The sequence below is a fragment of the Salinarimonas sp. NSM genome (genome assembly GCF_052380005.1).
Taxonomy (GTDB): Bacteria; Pseudomonadota; Alphaproteobacteria; order Rhizobiales; family Beijerinckiaceae; genus Salinarimonas.
In genome coordinates this window covers 1-16,598 of record NZ_JBQTCJ010000012.1, presented here as the reverse complement: position 1 = coordinate 16,598, position 16,598 = coordinate 1, and the positions used below count along the sequence as shown (strand labels likewise).

The following is a 16,598-nucleotide window of genomic DNA, read 5'->3' as shown; positions in this document are numbered from 1 at the left end:
CCATGAGCAGCCCTTCCTCCGCGAGCGCCACCGGCCTCGTCAAGATCTGCGGCCTGAGCACGCTCGAGACGCTGGATGCGGCGCTCGCGGCGGGCGCCGACATGGTCGGGCTCGTGCATTTCCCCCGCTCCCCCCGGCACGTCGCGCTCGACGCCGCCGCCGCGCTCGCCGAGCGGGCGCGCGGGCGCGCCGAGGCGGTGGCGCTCGTGGTGGATCCGGACGACGACCTCCTCTGCGCCCTCGCCGAACGGGTGCGCCCCGATCTCCTCCAGCTCCACGGCGGCGAGACGCCCGAGCGGGTCGCCGCCATCCGGGAGCGCTTCGGCATCCCCGTGATGAAGGCGATCGGCATCGCCGAGGAGGCGGACCTCGGCCGCGTGGCGCCCTACGCCGCCGTGTGCGACCGCCTGCTGTTCGACGCCAAGCCGCCGAAGGACCCCTCGGCGCTGCCCGGCGGCAACGGGCTCGCCTTCGACTGGCGGCTCGTCGCCGCCCTCGATCCGGGCCGGCCCGCCATGCTCTCCGGGGGGCTGACGGCCTACAACGTCGGCGCCGCGATCGCAGCCACGGGCATGCGCGCCGTCGACGTCTCCTCCGGCGTCGAGACCGCGCCGGGATCGAAGGACCCCATCGCCATCGCGGCCTTCGGGGCCGCCGCCCGCGCCGCCTGGCGCGCACAGGACGAGGCAGGAACGCCGTGACCGCTCCGCAGAAGCCCAATTCCTTCCGCAACGGCCCGGACGAGACCGGGCATTTCGGCATCTACGGCGGCCGCTTCGTGGCCGAGACCCTGATGCCGAACATCCTCGAGCTCCAGGCGGCCTACGAGGCGGCCAAGGCCGACCCGGAGTTCGAGCGCGAGCTGCGCGCCTACGCCACGCACTACGTCGGCCGTCCGAGCCCGCTCTACTACGCCGAGCGGCTGACCGAGCACGTGCGCGAGACGGCGGCGCCCGACAAGGGCGCGAAGATCTACCTCAAGCGCGACGAGCTCAATCATACCGGCGCGCACAAGGTGAACAACGTGCTCGGACAGATCCTGCTCGCCCGGCGCATGGGCAAGAAGCGGATCATCGCCGAGACGGGCGCGGGCCAGCACGGCGTCGCCACCGCGACGCTGTGTGCGCGCTTCGGGCTCGAGTGCATCGTCTACATGGGCGCGGTCGACGTCGAGCGGCAGAAGCCCAACGTCTTCCGCATGGAGATGCTCGGCGCCACCGTGGTGCCCTGCCATTCCGGCTCGAAGACGCTCAAGGACGCGATGAACGAGGCCCTGCGCGACTGGGTGACCAACGTCGAGACCACGTTCTACTGCATCGGCACGGTCGCCGGCCCGCATCCCTACCCCGCCATGGTGCGCGACTTCCAGTGCGTCATCGGCGACGAGGTGCGCTGGCAGATGCAGGAGGCGGAAGGCCGCCTGCCGGATTCGCTGATCGCCGCGATCGGCGGCGGCTCGAACGCCATCGGCCTCTTCCACCCCTTCCTCGACGACGAGAGCGTCGCGATCTACGGCGTCGAGGCGGCCGGGCGCGGCGTCGACACCGGTGAGCACGCCGCCTCGATCTCCGGCGGCAGGCCCGGCGTGCTGCACGGCAACCGCACCTACCTCCTCATGAACGAGGACGGGCAGATCACCGACGCCCACTCGATCTCGGCGGGGCTCGACTATCCCGGCATCGGCCCCGAGCATTCCTGGCTCGCGGACGTCGGGCGCGTGACCTACCTCTCCGCGCGCGACGACGAGGCGCTCGCCGCTTTCCAGCTGATGTCGAAGCTCGAGGGCATCATCCCGGCCCTCGAGCCGGCCCACGCCATCGCCAAGGCTGTGGAGATCGCCGCGGACAAGCCGCGCGACCACCTGATGGTGATCAACTTGTGCGGGCGCGGCGACAAGGACATCTTCACCGTGGCGGAGCATCTGCGGGGCGGGTTGTGAGCCCGCTCGCGAAGCCGCTCGCCGAGCCGCCCGCCCGCCGCCCATCGGAACGCACGCCATGACCGCCCGCATCGACACCCGCTTCGCCAAGGCCCGCGCGGAGGGCCGCGCCGCCCTCGTCACCTACGTCATGGCCGGCGATCCCGACCCGGAGACCTCGCTCGCGGTCCTGCGCGCCCTGCCGAAGGCGGGGGCGGACATCCTGGAGGTCGGCCTGCCCTTCACCGACCCGATGGCGGACGGCCCGGCGATCCAGGCCGCGGGCCTGCGCGCGCTGAGGGCCGGGCAGACGACCGCGAAGACGCTCGATCTCGTGCGCCGCTTCCGCGCCGAGGACGCCGAGACCCCCGTCATCCTGATGGGCTACTTCAACCCGATCTACCAGTACGGCGTGCCGCGCTTCCTCGCCGACGCGAAGGCGGCGGGCGTCGACGGCATGATCGTCGTCGACCTGCCGCCGGAGGAGGACGCCGAGCTGTGCCTCCCCGCCCTCGAGGCGGGCCTCGCCTTCATCCGCCTCGCCACCCCGACGACCGACGACCGGCGCCTGCCGGCGGTGCTCGCGAACACGGCGGGCTTCGTCTACTACGTCTCCATCACCGGCATCACCGGCGCGGCGACGCCGGACTTCGGCAAGGTCGCGAGCGCGGTCGAGCGCATCAAGCGCCACACCGACCTGCCCGTGGTGGTCGGCTTCGGCGTCAAGACCGGCGCCCACGCCGCCGCCATCGCGCAGGGCGCCGACGGCGTCGTCGTCGGCTCCGCGCTCGTCGCGACGCTCGAGGCGAGCCTCGAGGACGGCGCCGCGACGGCCGAGACCGTGCAGGGCGTCGCCCGCCTCGTGGGCGAGCTGGCCGAGGGCGTGCGCAGCGCCGCCCGCTGACCCGCCCGGCTCCTCTCTGAACGGAAGATGTCGTACGGGGACGCTTGCGCCGGCGCGCGGGCGGGTCTACACCCGGGCTGTCTCACGGGGTGCTCCGCACGGGAGCTGAGAGGCGCGGGTGCGCGCCAACCCGTCGAACCTGATCCGGGTCGTGCCGGCGTAGGGATGAGCGACGGGCCGCGCGCTGCGGCCGCCTCCGCACATCGTCGCCCGTCGCGCCCCGGCTCTCGCGAACCGGAGCCGCCGATGCACACCCGAGCCCGCCTCGTTCCCGCCCGTCTCCCCATCCTCGCCGCGCTGCTCGGCGGCGCGCTCGTCGCACCCTACGCACCAGCCGCCGCGCAGGACCGACCGACGCTCACGGTCTACACCTATTCCTCCTTCGTCGGCCGCTACGGCCCGGGCGAGGCCATCGCCGAGCGCTTCGAGGCGTCCTGCGGCTGCGATCTCGACTGGGTGACCGCCGACGACGCCGGCTCGCTGCTCGGCCGCCTGCGGCTGGAGGGTCCCTCGACCCAGGCCGACGTCGTGCTCGGCCTGGACATGAACCTCGCGGCGGAAGCCCGCGCGCTCGGCCTGTTCGCGCCCCACGGCGTCGACCCGGGCGCGCTCGACATGCCGGTCGCCTGGGAGAACGAGATCTTCCTGCCCTACGACTGGGGCCATCTCGCCTTCGTCTACGACACGACCCGGCTCGCGGCCCCGCCGGAGAGCCTGGAGGCGCTGTTCAACGACCCCGACGGGCCGCGCGTCGTGCTCCAGGACCCGCGCACGAGCGCGCCGGGCTTCGGGCTGCTGCTCTGGTCGAGCGCCGTCTTCGGGGAGGGGATGGCCGACGCCTGGGCCGCCCTGACGCCGCGCGTCGTGACCTTCACGACCGGCTGGTCGGAGGCCTACGGCCTGTTCCTCGAGGGCGAGGCGGACATGGTGCTGTCGTACGCGACCTCGCCCGCCTACCATCGCTCCGTCGAGGGGGAGACCCGCTACGAGGCCGCCCGCTTCACGGAAGGGCACTACCTGCACGTCGAGATCGCCGGCGCGACGCGCGCGACCGACACGCCCGAGCTCGCCCGCGACTTCCTGCGTTTCATGCTCTCGGACGGCTTCCAGAGCCTCATCCCCGAAGGCAACTGGATGTACCCGGCGCGCCTGCCCGACGACGGGCTGCCGGAGAGCTTCGAGGGGCTGATCGCGCCGGATGCGGCCTTCCTGTTCGATCCCGAACGCGTCTCCGCCGAGCGCCGGGCGCTGATCGACGCCTGGCTCGAGGCGACGACACGGTGAGGCGCGCGCGCGGCCTGCGCCCGCCGCATCCCGGCGCGCTCGTCGCGCTCGCGCTCGCGGCCCTCGCCGCGGCCGCCTTCGGCGCGCTGATCGGGGCGGCGCAGGACCGGCCGAGCGTGCTCGCGCTCGACGCGTACCTGCGCCGCATCCTGGTCTTCTCGCTCGGCCAGGCCACCCTCTCGACGCTGTTGTCGCTCGCCCTCGGCGCGGCGCTGGCGCTGGCGCTGGCGCGGCGGCGCTTCCCGGGGCGCAGCCTCGCGCTGGCGGCGCTCGGCGCGGCGGCGGTGATGCCGGCGATCGTGGTCGTGTTCTCGGTCGTCGCCGTCTACGGCCGCTCGGGATGGCTGGCGGCGGGGCTCCAGGCGGCGGGGCTTCCGCTGCGGCCGAACCCGTTCGGCTGGCCCGGCATCCTCATCGCCCACGTCTTCCTCAACGCGACGCTCGCCGCGCGGGTCTACCTCGACGCGCTGTCGCGCGCGCCCGCGGAGCACTGGCGGCTCGCCGCGATCCTCGGCTTCGGGCCGCGGGCGACCTTCGCGCATCTCGACTGGCCCATCCTGAAGCGGGAGACGCCGGGCCTCGCCGGGCTCGTCTTCCTACTGTGCTTCACGAGCTTCGCCATAGTGCTGACGCTCGGCGGCGGGCCGGGCAAGGCGACGCTGGAGGTGGCGATCTTCTCGGCGCTGCGGGTCGAGCTCGACTTCGCCCGTGCGGCGATGCTCGCGGGCCTCCAGCTCGCCGTCTGCCTGTCGCTGACCCTCGTCCTGCACTGGGCGGTGACGCGCGCGCCCGTCGCCCCGACCGAGCGCCTGCCGATCGCGCGCCCGGACGCCGGCGACCGGCGCCTGCGCCGGCTCGACGCGGCGGTGCTCCTCCTCGGCGGCGCGCTCGTCCTGCCGCTGCTCGCAGCGACGCTCGAGGGCGCAGCCGCGCTGCCGCGGGTGCTCGACGGCGACCTCGCCCGCGCCGCGACGACGAGCCTCGCGATCGCGCTCGTCTCGGCCGTGCTCGCCTGCGCGATGGCGATCGCCCTCGCGGGAGCGGCGCAGGCGGCGCGGGAGCGACGGCGCGGGCGGCTCGCTGCGGCCTACGACGTGCTGCCCGCGCTGGTGCTGGCGATCCCGCCCTTCGCACTGACGGCGGGGCTCTTCCTGCTCCTGCGCGGACGGGTCGGCGCAACGGAGGCCGGTTTCCTGCTGCTCCCCCTCGTCAACGCCATCGGCGCCCTGCCCTTCGCCTACCGATTCCTCGCCCCGGCGCTGGCCACGAGCGCCGAGCGCCACGGCCGGCTGGCGGCCCTGCTCGGGCTCACCGGCCTGCGTCGCCTCGCCATCGTCGACTGGCCGGTGCTGCGCCGTCCGCTCGCCGGCGCCGCCGCCTTCGCGGCCGCGATCTCCTTCGGCGATTTCGGCATCGTCGCGCTCTTCGGAGGGGCGGAGCTGCGCACCCTGCCCTATCTGCTCTACGAGCGCCTGGGCGCCTACCGGCTCGACGAGGCGGCGGCGATCGGGCTCCTGCTCGTCGCGGCCGCCTTCGCGCTCTCCGCCTTCGCCACACGGATGGCCCGATGCTGATCGTCGACGCCTGCCGCCTCGCCTGGCCGGATTTCGAAGCGCTCTACACGCTCGATGCCGCGCCCGGCGCGATGCTCGCCATCGTCGGCCCCTCCGGCGGGGGCAAGACGACGCTGCTCAACATGATCGCCGGCTTCGAGACGCCTCTCTCCGGCCGGCTCGCCTTCGACGGGCGCGATCTCCTGCCGCTTTCGCCGGCCGAGCGGCCGGTGGCGATGATGTTCCAGGACAACAACCTGTTCGCGCACCTCTCCGCGGCGCAGAACGTCGCGCTCGGCATCCGCCCGTCGCTGCGCCTCGGCGAGGCCGATCGCGCGCGCGTGGCCGACGCGCTCGCGGCGGTCGACCTCGCGGGGCTCGCGGAACGCCGACCCGAGCAGCTCTCCGGCGGCCAGCGCCAGCGCGTGGCGCTCGCGCGCGCGCTCGTGTCGAAGAAGCCCCTGCTGCTCCTCGACGAGCCGTTCGGCGCCCTCGATCCCGGCCTGCGCCGCGAGATGATCGCCATCGTTGACGCCCTGCGCCGGGCCCGCGGCATCACCGTGCTGATCACGATCCACACGCCCGAGGACGTGCTCGACCGGGCGGATTCCCTCGCCTTCGTGGCGCGCGGGCGTGTCCTCGTGCAGGATGTGCCCCGCGCCGCGCTCGACCCGGCACGCGATCCGGCGATCGCCGCCTTCGTCGGTCACGGCGCGCCCGCGAAGTCGTGACCGGCCCCCGAACCGCCCACGCGTTACAAGCCCGGTGCCCGTGCGAAGCAGCGTCGACACCGGGAGAAAGACGATGACCGCGATGCAGGACACACAGGACGACACGCGCGCCGGCGCCTCCGCCGATTCCGGCCGAGCCGGGGCCAGGCCCGCCCGGGGGATGCTGCGCCGGTTCGGCCCGCTCGCGGTGCTCGCCGCGGTGATCGCCGGCGCCTTCGCGCTGGGGCTCGACGAGTACGTCTCCTTCGAGACGCTGCGCACCAATTCCGAGCGGCTGCAGGCCTTCGTCGCCGACGGCTTCGTGCTGGCGGCACTCGCCTACGTGGCGGTCTACGCGATCGTGGTGGCGGCCTCGCTGCCGGGCGGCGCGGTGCTGACGATGACGGGGGGCTTCCTGTTCGGCGTCTTCGCCGGCACCGCCTTCGCGGTCGTCGGCGCGACGATCGGCGCGACCGGCGTCTTCCTGATCGCGCGCACGGCGCTCGGCGACGCCCTGCGCGAGAAGGCGGGCGGCGCGATCGCCCGCATGGCGGAGGGCTTCCGAAAGGACGCGTTCAACTACCTGCTCTTCCTGCGGCTCGTCCCGGTCTTCCCATTCTTCGTCGTCAACCTCGCCCCGGCCTTCCTGGGCGTTCCCCTGCGCACCTACGTCGTGGCGACGCTGATCGGCATCGTGCCCGGCGCCTTCGTCTTCGCCTCGGTGGGAGCCGGCTTCGAGAGCGTGATCGCCCAGGGCGGCGAGCTCTCCGCGCGGGGCGTGCTCACGCCGGAGGTGATCACCGCGCTCGTCGGTCTCGCGGTGCTGGCGCTGATCCCCGTCGTGGTGCGCCGCTGGCGGGAGCGGGCGGCGCGGGGGTGACCGCGCGCCTCCCTCACAGCGAGCGCGTCAGCCCGCCGTCGAGGCGCAGGTTCTGCCCGGTCATGTAGGCGCCCTCCTCCGAGGCGAGCCAGGCGACGAGCGAGGACACCTCCGCGGCCTTCGCGTAGCGCCCCATCGGGATGCGGGCGCGGCGCGCCTCGCTCTCGGGCAGGCTGTCGACGAAGCCCGGGAGCACGTTGTTCATCCGGATGTTGTCCGGCGCGTAGCGATCCGCGTAGAGCTTGGTGAAGGCCGCGAGCCCGGCGCGGAACACGGCGGACGTCGGGAAGACCGGGTCAGGCTCCACGGCGGCGAAGCTGGAGATGCTGACGATCGCGCCCCCGCCCTGCGCCTGCATGATCGGCGTCACCAGCCGGGTCGGACGCACGACGTTGAGGAGGTAGACGTCCATCCCCGCGTGCCAGTCCTCGTCGGGGATGGCGAGCACGTCGCCCTTGGGCCCGTGCCCGGCGGAGTTCACGAGCACGTCCACCCGGCCCCAGCGCGCCATGGCGCCGTCGACGAGCCGCGCGAGATCGGCCACCACCTGGTTCGAGCCGGTGACGCCGAACCCGCCGAGCGCGCCGGCGAGCGCCTCGCCCTTGCCGGACGAGGACAGTATGCCGATACGGAAGCCGTCGGCCGCGAGGCGACGCGCGGCGTCCGCCCCCATGCCGGACCCGCCGGCGGTGACGAGGGCGACCTTCCGCGCAGACGCATTCATGCCCGCCCCCGCCTCAATCGAACAGGCTCGACACCGAGCTCTCGCTCGCGGTGCGGGCGATGGCCTCGCCCATCAGGGGCGCGATGGAGACGACGCGGATGTTGCGGGCGACCTTCACGGCTTCGGTCGGCATGATCGAATCCGTGATCACGAGCTCCTTGAGCTTGGAGTTCGCGATGCGCGAGACCGCCCCGCCGGAGAGCACGCCGTGGGTGATGTAGGCGGAGACCTCGGTGGCGCCTTCCGCGAGCAGGGCTTCCGCGGCGTTGCACAGCGTGCCGCCCGAATCGATGATGTCGTCGATGAGGATGCAGGAGCGCCCGCGCACCTCGCCGATGATGTTCATCACCTCGGACTCGCCCGGCCGGTCGCGGCGCTTGTCGACGATGGCGAGCGTCGTCTCGAGGCGCTTGGACAGCGCACGGGCGCGCACCACGCCGCCGACGTCCGGCGAGACCACCATGCGCTCGCCCGCGGGCAGCCGCTCCTTGATGTCGCGGGTGATCACGGGGGCGGCGAAGAGGTTGTCGGTGGGGATGTCGAAGAAGCCCTGGATCTGGCCGGCGTGCAGGTCGAGCGTCAGCACGCGGTCGGCGCCGGATTCGGTGATCAGGTTCGCGACGAGCTTGGCCGAGATCGGCGTGCGGCCGGCGGTACGCCGGTCCTGGCGCGCGTAGCCGAAATACGGGATCACCGCCGTGATGCGCTTGGCCGACGAGCGGCGGCACGCGTCGATCAGGATCAGGAGCTCCATCAGGTGGTCGTTCGCCGGGAACGACGTCGACTGGACGATGAACACGTCCTCGCCGCGCACGTTCTCCTGGAGCTCGACGAAGATCTCCATGTCCGCGAACCGCTTGACCAGGCAGCGCGCGAGCGGGACGTCGAGGTAGGCGGCGATCGCCTCGGCGAGCGGGCGGTTGGAGTTGCCGGCGACGAGCTTCATCGATCACGGAGCCTTCGTGCTTCGGTGGGCGCGTGGAGCGGACCCGCGCGCGTGTCGCGAGGGGTCATATCGGGTAGGCCGCCATCGGGCAAGCAGTCGTGCCGCGCGCGTTCTCGTCCGGTCGCAGCTCGACGAGTACGGGTTGCATCGAACGTCCTGCCGGGATGTTTGTCAATTCGGTGCGGCGCACAAAGTCTGGGCCGGCGCGCCGCCTCCATGAGCCCATTGCCGTCTGGACAGGCCGCTTCCGCCGCGGCATCGCCGCCCTTCCCCCTCGCCCGGCGGTCGCATACATCTCGCCCACGATGAGCGACGACCCCGAATCCCCCCCGCCGGACACCGATCCCGACGCGCCGCGTCCGCCGGAAGCCGCGGACGCCGAAGGCACGCGCGCGGCCTTCGACTTCGAGACGCCCGCCGAGCTGAAGGCCGGCATGTCGGTGATCCGGCGCTTCTGGGAGACGCTACCCAACGCGCCGGGCGTCTACCGCATGATCGACGCGGCGGGCGAGGTGCTCTACGTCGGCAAGGCCAAGAACCTGAAGTCGCGCGTGGGCTCCTACGCGCGCGGCTACGCGCACTCGAACCGCATCGCCCGGATGATCGTCGACACGGCGGCGATGGAGTTCGTCACCACGCAGACCGAGACCGAGGCGCTGCTGCTCGAGACGAACCTGATCAAGCAGCTCAAGCCGCGCTACAACGTGCTGCTGCGGGACGACAAGTCCCTGCCCTACATCCTGCTCACCGAGGATGCCGAGCGCGCGCCGCAGCTCGTCAAGCATCGCGGGGCGCGGAACCGCAAGGGCGCGTTCTTCGGCCCCTTCGCCTCGGTCTGGGCGGTGAACCGCACGATGACGGCGCTCCAGCGCGCCTTCCTGCTGCGCACCTGCACGGACAGCTACTACGACAACCGCACGCGGCCCTGCCTGCTCCACCAGATCAAGCGCTGCGCAGGCCCCTGCACGGGGGAGATCGGCAAGGACGAGTACGCGGCGCTCGCCGAGGAGGCGCACGCGTTCCTCGCCGGGCGCTCCACCGCGGTGAAGGAGCGGCTCGCGGCGGACATGCAGGACGCGGCGGAGGCGCTCGAGTTCGAGCGCGCGGCGCGCTATCGCGACCGCATCGCGGCGCTTTCCGCCATCCAGGGCTCGCAGGGGATCAATACCCAGTCCGTGGAGGAGGCGGACGTCGTCGCCATCGACGAGCAGGCCGGGGCCTATTGCGTCGAGGTGTTCTTCTTCCGCAACTGGCAGAACTGGGGCAACCGGGCCTACTTCCCCAAGGCCGACAAGGGCCTCGCCCCACAGGAGGTGCTCGCCTCCTTCGTCTCGCTGTTCTACGCCGACAAGCCGCCGCCCCGCCTCGTGCTGCTCTCCCACGACATCGAGGAGCGCGACCTCGTCCAGAAGGCGCTGACGCTGAAGGCCGGCCACAAGGTGGAGGTGCACGCCCCCAAGCGCGGCGAGCGCCGCGCCATGGTGGAGGCGGCGCTGCGCAACGCCAAGGAGGCGCTCGGCCGGCGCCTCGCGGAGCGCTCCTCGCAGGCGAAGCTGCTCGACGTGCTCGCCCAGGCCTTCGGCCTGGCGCGCGCGCCGCGGCGGGTGGAGGTCTACGACAACTCGCACATCATGGGGACGAACGCGGTCGGCGCCATGATCGTCGCGGGTGTCGGCGGCTTCATGAAGCAGCACTACCGCACCTTCAACATCAAGTCGCAGGACCTGACGCCCGGGGATGACTTCGGGATGATGCAGGAGGTGCTCGGCCGGCGTTTCGCGCGGCTGGTGAAGGAGCATCCGGACCGGCTCGTGCACGCGCGCGACGAGGCGGTGGCCGACGAGCCGGAGGAGGCGCGCGAGATCGACGAGGCGCTGATCGCCGAAGACGTCGCCGAGGAGGACATCGCCGAGGACGCCGAGAACGAGGAGGAGGCGCTCGAGGCCGCAGCCTCCTCCGACGAGGAGTTCCCCGCCTGGCCGGACCTCGTGCTCATCGACGGCGGCGCCGGGCAGGTCGCGGCGGCGCGCAAGGCGCTCGCCGGGATCGGCGTCACCGACGTCGCCGTCGTCGGCATCGCCAAGGGGCGAGACCGCGATGCGGGTCGCGAGACCTTCTTCGTCGAGGGCAGGAGCCCGTTCAAGCTGCCCCCGCGCGACCCGGCGCTCTACTTCGTCCAGCGCCTGCGCGACGAGGCCCACCGCTTCGCCATCGGCACCCATCGCGCCAAGCGCAAGCGGGCGATGGTGCAGAACCCCCTCGACGAGATCGCCGGCATCGGCCCCGCCCGCAAGCGCGCGCTCCTCCATCACTTCGGCACGGTCAAGGCCATCCAGCGCGCCGCCCTCGAGGACCTGATGAAGACGCCGGGCGTCAACGCCGCGACGGCCAAGGCGGTCTACGACCACTTCCACGATTGACGCGCCCCCTGCCGTCCGCCTCGTCCCCGCGCGCGTGCGGCGGTGGCGCTGGCGCCCGGCGCCCGCAGCGCGGTAGATTGCCCTCATGCCCGACCTCTTCTCCCCCGCCGGCCCCGCGCCCGACGCCGATCTCGCCCGCCCGCTCGCCGATCGGCTGCGGCCGCGGACCCTCGCCGAGGTGGTCGGCCAGGAGCATCTCGTCGGGCCGGACGGGGCGCTCACCCGCCTGATCGCCTCGGGCTCGCTCGGCTCGCTCGTTTTCTGGGGGCCGCCGGGGACCGGCAAGACCACGGTCGCGCGTCTGCTCGCCGGGGAGACCGCGCTCGACTTCGTGCAGATCTCGGCGATCTTCTCCGGCGTCGCCGACCTCAAGAAGGTGTTCGAGGCCGCACGGCAGCGGCGCGCCATGGGGCTGGGCACGCTGCTCTTCGTCGACGAGATCCACCGCTTCAACCGCGCCCAGCTCGACGCCTTCCTGCCGGTGATGGAGGACGGCACCATCACTCTGGTGGGCGCCACGACCGAGAACCCCTCCTTCGAGCTCAACGCCGCGCTCCTCTCGCGCGCCCGCGTATTGACCTTCCGCTCCCTCGACGAGGCCGCGATCGAGCGGCTGCTCGCCCGCGCCGAGGAGGCTCAGGGGAAGCCGCTGCCGCTCGACGCGGACGCTCGCGCCGCGCTGGCGCGCATGGCGGATGGCGACGGGCGCGCCGCGCTCACGCTCGCCGAGGAGGTCTGGCGCTCGGCCCGGGCGGGGGAGACGTTCGACACGAAGACGCTGATCGAGATCGTCCAGCGCCGCGCGCCGCTCTACGACAAGGGGCAGGAGGGCCACTACAACCTGATCAGCGCGCTGCACAAGACGGTGCGCGGATCGGACCCCGACGCCGCGCTGTACTACCTCGCCCGCATGCTCGACGCCGGCGAGGACCGGCTGTTCATCGCGCGCCGGCTCGTGCGCATGGCGGTGGAGGACATCGGGCTCGCAGATCCGCAGGCACTGGCGGTGGCCAACGCCGCCAAGGACGCGTTCGACTTCCTCGGCTCGCCGGAGGGCGAGCTCGCGCTCGCGCAGGCCACGGTCTACCTCGCCACCGCACCGAAATCGAACGCGGTGTACGGGGCGTACAAGGCGGCGATGCGGGCGGCGAAGGAGCACGGCTCCCTGATGCCGCCCAAGACCATCCTCAACGCGCCGACCAAGCTCATGAAGAGCGAGGGCTACGGCGCCGGCTACGCCTACGACCACGACGCGCCCGATGCCTTCTCCGGCCAGGACTACTGGCCCGAGGCGCTCGGGCGCCAGCGCTTCTACGAGCCGGTGGACCGCGGCTTCGAGCGCGAGGTGAGGAAACGGCTCGACTGGTGGGAGAAGCTCAGGCGCGAGCGTCGGGGCGGCTAGTCCCCCGGGCGGTCCTCGTGATCGTCCCGCCTCTGCGCCAGCGCCGCGAGCCGCTCCAGCGCCCCCTGCAGGATGTAGGCCGCGGCCACCTTGTCGACGACCTCGCCGCGGCGGGCGCGGGACGCGTCGGCCTCGATCAGCATGCGGGTGACCGCGACCGTCGAGAGCCGCTCGTCCCACGGCACGATCGGGCACGGGACGAGGGGCGCGAGGTTGCGCATGAAGGCGCGCGTCGCCTGCACCCGCGGCCCGGCGCTGCCGTCCATGTTGAGCGGCAGCCCCACCACGATCGCGGCGACCTCGTGGGTGGCGACCAGCGCGGCGAGGCGCGCCGCGTCGGGGCCGAACTTCGAGCGGCGAATCGTCTCGAGCGGGCTCGCGATGCGCCGATCGGGATCGGAGAGCGCGAGCCCGATCGTCTTCGTGCCGAGGTCGACGCCGATCAGCCGCCCGCGGGGCGGCAGGGTCGCGGCGAGCGTCTCCAGCTCCGCGCTCATGCGCTATCGTCTCGATCGCGAATCATGTCCGTGGTCCGGGTCGGCGGGACGGAGCCTCCGCCGCGCGGATGCGTTCATAAGGCAAGCGACGAGGGAGCGCGACCCATGAAGATCACCTGGTTCGGACATTCCGCCTTCCGGCTCGAGCTCGGCGACGCCGTCGTCCTGATCGACCCGTTCCTCTCCGGCAACCCCGCCTTCGAGGGCGACCTCGCGCAGGCGACGAAGGGCGTCACGCACGTCCTCATCACCCACGCCCACGGCGACCACGTCGGCGACGCGGTGGCCATCGCCAAGGAGCATGGGGCCAAGGTCGTCACCAATTACGATCTGTGCATGTACCTGGCCGCGCAGGGCGTCGAGGCGTTCGACCCGATGAACACCGGCGGCACGGTGGACCAGGGCGGCTTCACGGTGACGATGGTGCGGGCCGACCATTCCGCCGGGCTGGTCGAGCAGGGCGTCGGCTTCCCGCTCGGCAGCGCCAACGGCCTCATCGTCAAGGCGCCGGGCGAGCCGACCGTCTATCACATGGGCGACACCGACATCTTCTCCGACATGGCGCTGATCGCCGAGCTGCACCGGCCCGACGTCGTGCTCGTCCCGATCGGCGACCGCTTCACCATGGGCGCCGAGGTCGCGGCGCTGGCGATGAGGCGCTACTTCCCCGACGCCGGGACGGCGATCCCCTGCCACTACGGCACGTTCCCGCTGATCGCCGCGACGGCGGACGGCTTCGTCGCCGCGATGCAGGGTGCGGCGACGCAGGTCGTGGTGCCGCACAAGTGCATGCCGGTGCGCATCGGGGGATGACCGGGCTCTTGGTTCAGGGGCGTTAACCATGATCGCGTGCCGCGCTGGCACGCCGCGCGACGCTCTGGCAGGGTCGCGCGTTAAGGATCGCTTAACCAACGCGCCGAGGCCGCCTTGCCCGAGACCATAGTCCCAACGCCGAAGGTCGCGCGCCGCGCCGTTCCGGCTGCGGACATGATCCTGCCGGTGCTCGACCTCGATCCCGGCAGCCGGGTCGTGCGGCCGGTCGTGAGCACCGCCGTGCGCCACGCGTTGGCGGCGCCGGTGATCTCGGCCACGGATCTGGCGGGCGCGCGTCCGCGCCCGCCGCGGTCCCCGGTGCCGACGGCGCTCGCGCCGGTGGCGAGGCGGAGGCCGGACGCGCACGCGGACCTCGCGCGACGCCTGCGCGCCGCCGCCGCGGACAGCCGCATACGGATCGCGGTGCTCACGGCGATCCTCGTCATCCTCGCGCTGCACGTGCTCGGTCCCCCGGCGCTGCCACGGGTGACCCGCGACGCCATCGAGGCGCCGTTCCCGCCGCCGGGCCACGCGATCGCCTTCGTCGTCCCGCGGGCGTCCTGAGGGCCCGTTCCCGAGAACCTGTCGCGATTCTTCAAGACGGGGCGGCGCGCCGGGAGCAGGGTGGCGCCCGCATCCGCAACGGAGATCACGATGAAGCTCAGGTACACGATCCTCTACGTCGAGGACGTCCCCGCCACGCTCGCGTTCTACGAGCGCGCCTTCGGCCTCGCGCGGGGCATGCTGCACCCCTCCGACGACTACGGCGAGCTCGCCACCGGCTCGACCACGCTGTCCTTCTCCTCCCGGCGCCTGATGCGCACGCTCGGCAAGGACCCGGCGGCGCCGGACCCGCTGCGCCCGAGCTTCGAGATCGCCTTCGAGACGGACGACGTGGAGGGCGCCTTCGCCCGTGCGGTCGCCGCCGGCGCTATCCCGAAGCAGGCGCCCCGGCGGGAGGAGTGGGGGCAGACGACGTCCTACGTGACGGATCTCGACGGCTATCTGGTGGAGATCTGCTCGGCGGTGGGCGGGGCGGCGTAAGCGCGGCGTTCACACGCAGCTGCTAGAGCACCATCCCACCACGTGGAATCCGGTTGGTGGAGGAGATGATGCTCCGACGAGGAATCTAGAGCCCCATTCGACCTGATTCCGTCAGGTCGGATAGGGCTCTAGGGTCGACCGGCCGTGATCCGCAAACCAGGTTTGCAACCCGAGATTCATGTTGAGTGTTTCACTCTCGCGGTGGCGTGCTCGAGTGCACACGCTATGCTCGGCACCCGACGCGGCGAGAATCGAAGAAGCGAGGAGAAGTCGATGCTGGTGAAGTGCGAGCGCCTGCTGGAAGGGCCGGGTCCGTCGGAGGCCCTCGTGCGCATCGAGACCCGCGATGGTGCCGAGGAAATCATCGTCGACTCGAGCCTCGTCGTCGGTGGAGCGCTCGATGTCGGACCGATCGTCGGAATGCGCGACGGGCTCGCCCTGATCGAGCTTCCGCGAGAATCCGTCTCCGGGCGTGTGCGCGTGTGGATTTCGCAGTCGGAGTTTGCTAACGCTCACGAAGTGGCTTGAGTCGGCCACCTCACAGGAGCGGGCCGTGATCCTGACCGATCGGGAGATTCGCATCGCTTTGACGCAGCGGATGGTCGAGATCGATCCGCTACCCGATCTCGACGTGGCCGTGAGCTCGACGGCCATCGACCTGCGCCTCGCGAGCAGGTTCATGCAGTGGCAGGCGACGGGCGGGCTCCTGGTCCGTCCGGGCGACCGAAGCTACAGCTACGCGGATTTCGCGAAGTTCCAGGTCGAGCACAACGGCTCCTATCCGCTGGAGCCGAAGAGCTTCGTGCTCGCCTGGACGCTGGAGAAGGTCGCGATCCCGCACCTCTCGCGTCTCGCGGCGCGCGTCGAGGGCAAGAGCTCTCTGGCACGTCTTGGTGTCGGCATCCACGTCACCGCCCCGATCATCCATTCGGGTTTCAAGGGCCAGATCCAGCTGGAGATCTTCAACTTCGGTCCGCATCAGGTGATGCTCGATCCGGGAATGTTCATCTGCCAGCTGGTGTTCGAGCAGACGGTCGGCACCCCCGATCGCGGGTACACGGGCATCTTCGCAGATCAGACAGCCGCCGGCCTGGCCGCGAAACCCGCCTGACCCCCCTCACCCGTACCCCGTCGCCAGCACCATCGCCGCCACGGCCTCGTCGCGCACGAGCCGGCCCGGCGTCGTGCCGAGCCAGCGGGCGAGCTCGCGGGTGAGGTGGGGCTGATCGGCGTAGCCCGCGGCGAAGGCGGCCTCGGCGGGCGGCGCGCCCGCGAGAAGCATGCGGGCGGCGCGGCGGGCGCGGGCGAGGCGGCGCCAGAAGTCGGGGGGCCGGCCCGTCTCGTCCCGCACGAGCCGCTGGAGCGTGCGCGGCGCGACACCCGCCAGCGCCGCGGCGCCGACGACGTCGCGGGCCTGCGCGAGGCAGGCGAGCGCCTCCTCCAGCCGCGACGCGCGCGGCGCGATCTCGGGCAGGCGGGCGAGGATCGCCGCCGCGTCCGCGG

General features: G+C 72.4%; 18 protein-coding genes and 1 riboswitch. Of the genes, 14 read left to right on the top strand and 4 right to left on the bottom strand.

Features of this window, described 5'->3' with window-relative positions:
- Window positions 1-2 precede the first annotated feature (2 nt).
- The 7 genes from ACTZWW_RS06960 (at window position 3) to ACTZWW_RS06930 (ending at window position 7,249) form a co-directional block, all read left to right on the top strand.
- A complete protein-coding gene (locus ACTZWW_RS06960) occupies window positions 3-701 on the top strand; it encodes a phosphoribosylanthranilate isomerase (protein ID WP_444780219.1) in 699 nt (232 codons plus the stop codon).
- On the top strand, window positions 698-1,939 hold the full coding sequence (gene trpB, locus ACTZWW_RS06955; protein ID WP_444780218.1) for a tryptophan synthase subunit beta: 1,242 nt from the start codon (window positions 698-700) through the stop codon (window positions 1,937-1,939). The genes ACTZWW_RS06960 and trpB overlap by 4 nt, the downstream gene beginning before the upstream one ends.
- Window positions 1,940-1,997: 58 nt before the next feature.
- Window positions 1,998-2,822, top strand: coding sequence for a tryptophan synthase subunit alpha (gene trpA / locus ACTZWW_RS06950; protein WP_444780217.1), 825 nt, complete (start codon window positions 1,998-2,000; stop codon window positions 2,820-2,822).
- A 75-nt stretch (window positions 2,823-2,897) separates the two neighbouring features.
- A riboswitch (TPP riboswitch) is annotated at window positions 2,898-3,005 on the top strand.
- A gap of 63 nt (window positions 3,006-3,068) precedes the next feature.
- Window positions 3,069-4,106: a thiamine ABC transporter substrate binding subunit gene (thiB, locus tag ACTZWW_RS06945; RefSeq protein ID WP_444780216.1), complete on the top strand. Its 1,038-nt coding sequence runs from the start codon at window positions 3,069-3,071 to the stop codon at window positions 4,104-4,106.
- Window positions 4,103-5,680: a thiamine/thiamine pyrophosphate ABC transporter permease ThiP gene (locus ACTZWW_RS06940; protein WP_444780215.1), complete on the top strand. Its 1,578-nt coding sequence runs from the start codon at window positions 4,103-4,105 to the stop codon at window positions 5,678-5,680. Before thiB ends, ACTZWW_RS06940 begins: the two co-directional genes overlap by 4 nt.
- A complete protein-coding gene (locus tag ACTZWW_RS06935) occupies window positions 5,674-6,390 on the top strand; it encodes a thiamine ABC transporter ATP-binding protein (protein ID WP_444780214.1) in 717 nt (238 codons plus the stop codon). Before ACTZWW_RS06940 ends, ACTZWW_RS06935 begins: the two co-directional genes overlap by 7 nt.
- Before the next feature lie 73 nt (window positions 6,391-6,463).
- Window positions 6,464-7,249, top strand: coding sequence for a TVP38/TMEM64 family protein (locus tag ACTZWW_RS06930; RefSeq protein WP_444780213.1), 786 nt, complete (start codon window positions 6,464-6,466; stop codon window positions 7,247-7,249).
- A gap of 13 nt (window positions 7,250-7,262) precedes the next feature.
- Here ACTZWW_RS06930 and ACTZWW_RS06925 read toward each other — a convergent pair whose 3' ends face one another.
- Together ACTZWW_RS06925 and ACTZWW_RS06920 are read right to left on the bottom strand one after the other, a co-directional pair.
- A complete protein-coding gene (locus ACTZWW_RS06925; protein ID WP_444780212.1) occupies window positions 7,263-7,973 on the bottom strand; it encodes an SDR family oxidoreductase in 711 nt (236 codons plus the stop codon).
- 13 nt (window positions 7,974-7,986) lie between these two features.
- Window positions 7,987-8,919 carry a ribose-phosphate pyrophosphokinase gene (locus tag ACTZWW_RS06920; protein ID WP_444780211.1) on the bottom strand — a complete coding sequence of 311 codons (933 nt, stop codon included), beginning with the start codon at window positions 8,917-8,919 and terminating at the stop codon, window positions 7,987-7,989.
- 305 nt (window positions 8,920-9,224) lie between these two features.
- Here ACTZWW_RS06920 and uvrC point away from each other — a divergent pair, with 305 nt between their 5' ends.
- The gene (uvrC, locus tag ACTZWW_RS06915; protein WP_444780210.1) at window positions 9,225-11,339 is read left to right on the top strand and encodes an excinuclease ABC subunit UvrC; all 2,115 of its coding nucleotides are present in this window, start codon (window positions 9,225-9,227) and stop codon (window positions 11,337-11,339) included.
- An 85-nt stretch (window positions 11,340-11,424) separates the two neighbouring features.
- A complete protein-coding gene (locus ACTZWW_RS06910) occupies window positions 11,425-12,741 on the top strand; it encodes a replication-associated recombination protein A (RefSeq protein ID WP_444780209.1) in 1,317 nt (438 codons plus the stop codon).
- Here the strand turns inward: ACTZWW_RS06910 and ruvX are convergent.
- Window positions 12,738-13,238 carry a Holliday junction resolvase RuvX gene (gene ruvX, locus ACTZWW_RS06905; RefSeq protein ID WP_444780208.1) on the bottom strand — a complete coding sequence of 167 codons (501 nt, stop codon included), beginning with the start codon at window positions 13,236-13,238 and terminating at the stop codon, window positions 12,738-12,740. The two genes, ACTZWW_RS06910 and ruvX, sit on opposite strands and share 4 nt — an antisense overlap.
- Window positions 13,239-13,343: 105 nt before the next feature.
- Between ruvX and ACTZWW_RS06900 the strand changes: the two genes are divergently transcribed.
- The 5 genes from ACTZWW_RS06900 to dcd all read left to right on the top strand — a co-directional run bounded on the left by ACTZWW_RS06900 (window position 13,344) and on the right by dcd (window position 16,206).
- The gene (locus tag ACTZWW_RS06900; protein WP_444780207.1) at window positions 13,344-14,051 is read left to right on the top strand and encodes a metal-dependent hydrolase; all 708 of its coding nucleotides are present in this window, start codon (window positions 13,344-13,346) and stop codon (window positions 14,049-14,051) included.
- 114 nt (window positions 14,052-14,165) lie between these two features.
- Window positions 14,166-14,615: a hypothetical protein gene (locus ACTZWW_RS06895; protein WP_444780206.1), complete on the top strand. Its 450-nt coding sequence runs from the start codon at window positions 14,166-14,168 to the stop codon at window positions 14,613-14,615.
- 90 nt (window positions 14,616-14,705) lie between these two features.
- Complete coding sequence (locus ACTZWW_RS06890; RefSeq protein ID WP_444780205.1) at window positions 14,706-15,095, top strand: VOC family protein; 390 nt, start codon at window positions 14,706-14,708, stop codon at window positions 15,093-15,095.
- A gap of 273 nt (window positions 15,096-15,368) precedes the next feature.
- Window positions 15,369-15,623 carry a hypothetical protein gene (locus ACTZWW_RS06885; RefSeq protein ID WP_444780204.1) on the top strand — a complete coding sequence of 85 codons (255 nt, stop codon included), beginning with the start codon at window positions 15,369-15,371 and terminating at the stop codon, window positions 15,621-15,623.
- Between the two features lie 25 nt (window positions 15,624-15,648).
- Window positions 15,649-16,206: a dCTP deaminase gene (gene dcd, locus ACTZWW_RS06880; RefSeq protein WP_444780203.1), complete on the top strand. Its 558-nt coding sequence runs from the start codon at window positions 15,649-15,651 to the stop codon at window positions 16,204-16,206.
- A 6-nt stretch (window positions 16,207-16,212) separates the two neighbouring features.
- On the opposite strand, the gene ACTZWW_RS06875 is transcribed toward dcd, so the two are convergent.
- On the bottom strand, window positions 16,213-16,598 hold a 386-nt coding region (locus ACTZWW_RS06875; RefSeq protein ID WP_444780202.1), incomplete at its 5' end, for a helix-turn-helix domain-containing protein.

Excerpts from the sequence above, each read along its gene's own strand:
- ACTZWW_RS06960 (WP_444780219.1), top strand. The coding sequence starts at position 3 with ATGAGCAGCCCTTCCTCCGCGAGCGCCACCGGCCTCGTCAAGATCTGC.
- trpA (WP_444780217.1), top strand. The coding sequence starts at position 1,998 with ATGACCGCCCGCATCGACACCCGCTTCGCCAAGGCCCGCGCGGAGGGC.
- thiB (WP_444780216.1), top strand. The coding sequence starts at position 3,069 with ATGCACACCCGAGCCCGCCTCGTTCCCGCCCGTCTCCCCATCCTCGCC.
- ACTZWW_RS06935 (WP_444780214.1), top strand. The coding sequence starts at position 5,674 with ATGCTGATCGTCGACGCCTGCCGCCTCGCCTGGCCGGATTTCGAAGCG.
- ACTZWW_RS06930 (WP_444780213.1), top strand. The coding sequence starts at position 6,464 with ATGACCGCGATGCAGGACACACAGGACGACACGCGCGCCGGCGCCTCC.
- ACTZWW_RS06925 (WP_444780212.1), bottom strand. The coding sequence starts at position 7,973 with ATGAATGCGTCTGCGCGGAAGGTCGCCCTCGTCACCGCCGGCGGGTCC.
- ACTZWW_RS06920 (WP_444780211.1), bottom strand. The coding sequence starts at position 8,919 with ATGAAGCTCGTCGCCGGCAACTCCAACCGCCCGCTCGCCGAGGCGATC.
- uvrC (WP_444780210.1), top strand. The coding sequence starts at position 9,225 with ATGAGCGACGACCCCGAATCCCCCCCGCCGGACACCGATCCCGACGCG.
- ACTZWW_RS06910 (WP_444780209.1), top strand. The coding sequence starts at position 11,425 with ATGCCCGACCTCTTCTCCCCCGCCGGCCCCGCGCCCGACGCCGATCTC.
- ruvX (WP_444780208.1), bottom strand. The coding sequence starts at position 13,238 with ATGAGCGCGGAGCTGGAGACGCTCGCCGCGACCCTGCCGCCCCGCGGG.
- ACTZWW_RS06900 (WP_444780207.1), top strand. The coding sequence starts at position 13,344 with ATGAAGATCACCTGGTTCGGACATTCCGCCTTCCGGCTCGAGCTCGGC.
- ACTZWW_RS06890 (WP_444780205.1), top strand. The coding sequence starts at position 14,706 with ATGAAGCTCAGGTACACGATCCTCTACGTCGAGGACGTCCCCGCCACG.
- ACTZWW_RS06885 (WP_444780204.1), top strand. The coding sequence starts at position 15,369 with ATGCTGGTGAAGTGCGAGCGCCTGCTGGAAGGGCCGGGTCCGTCGGAG.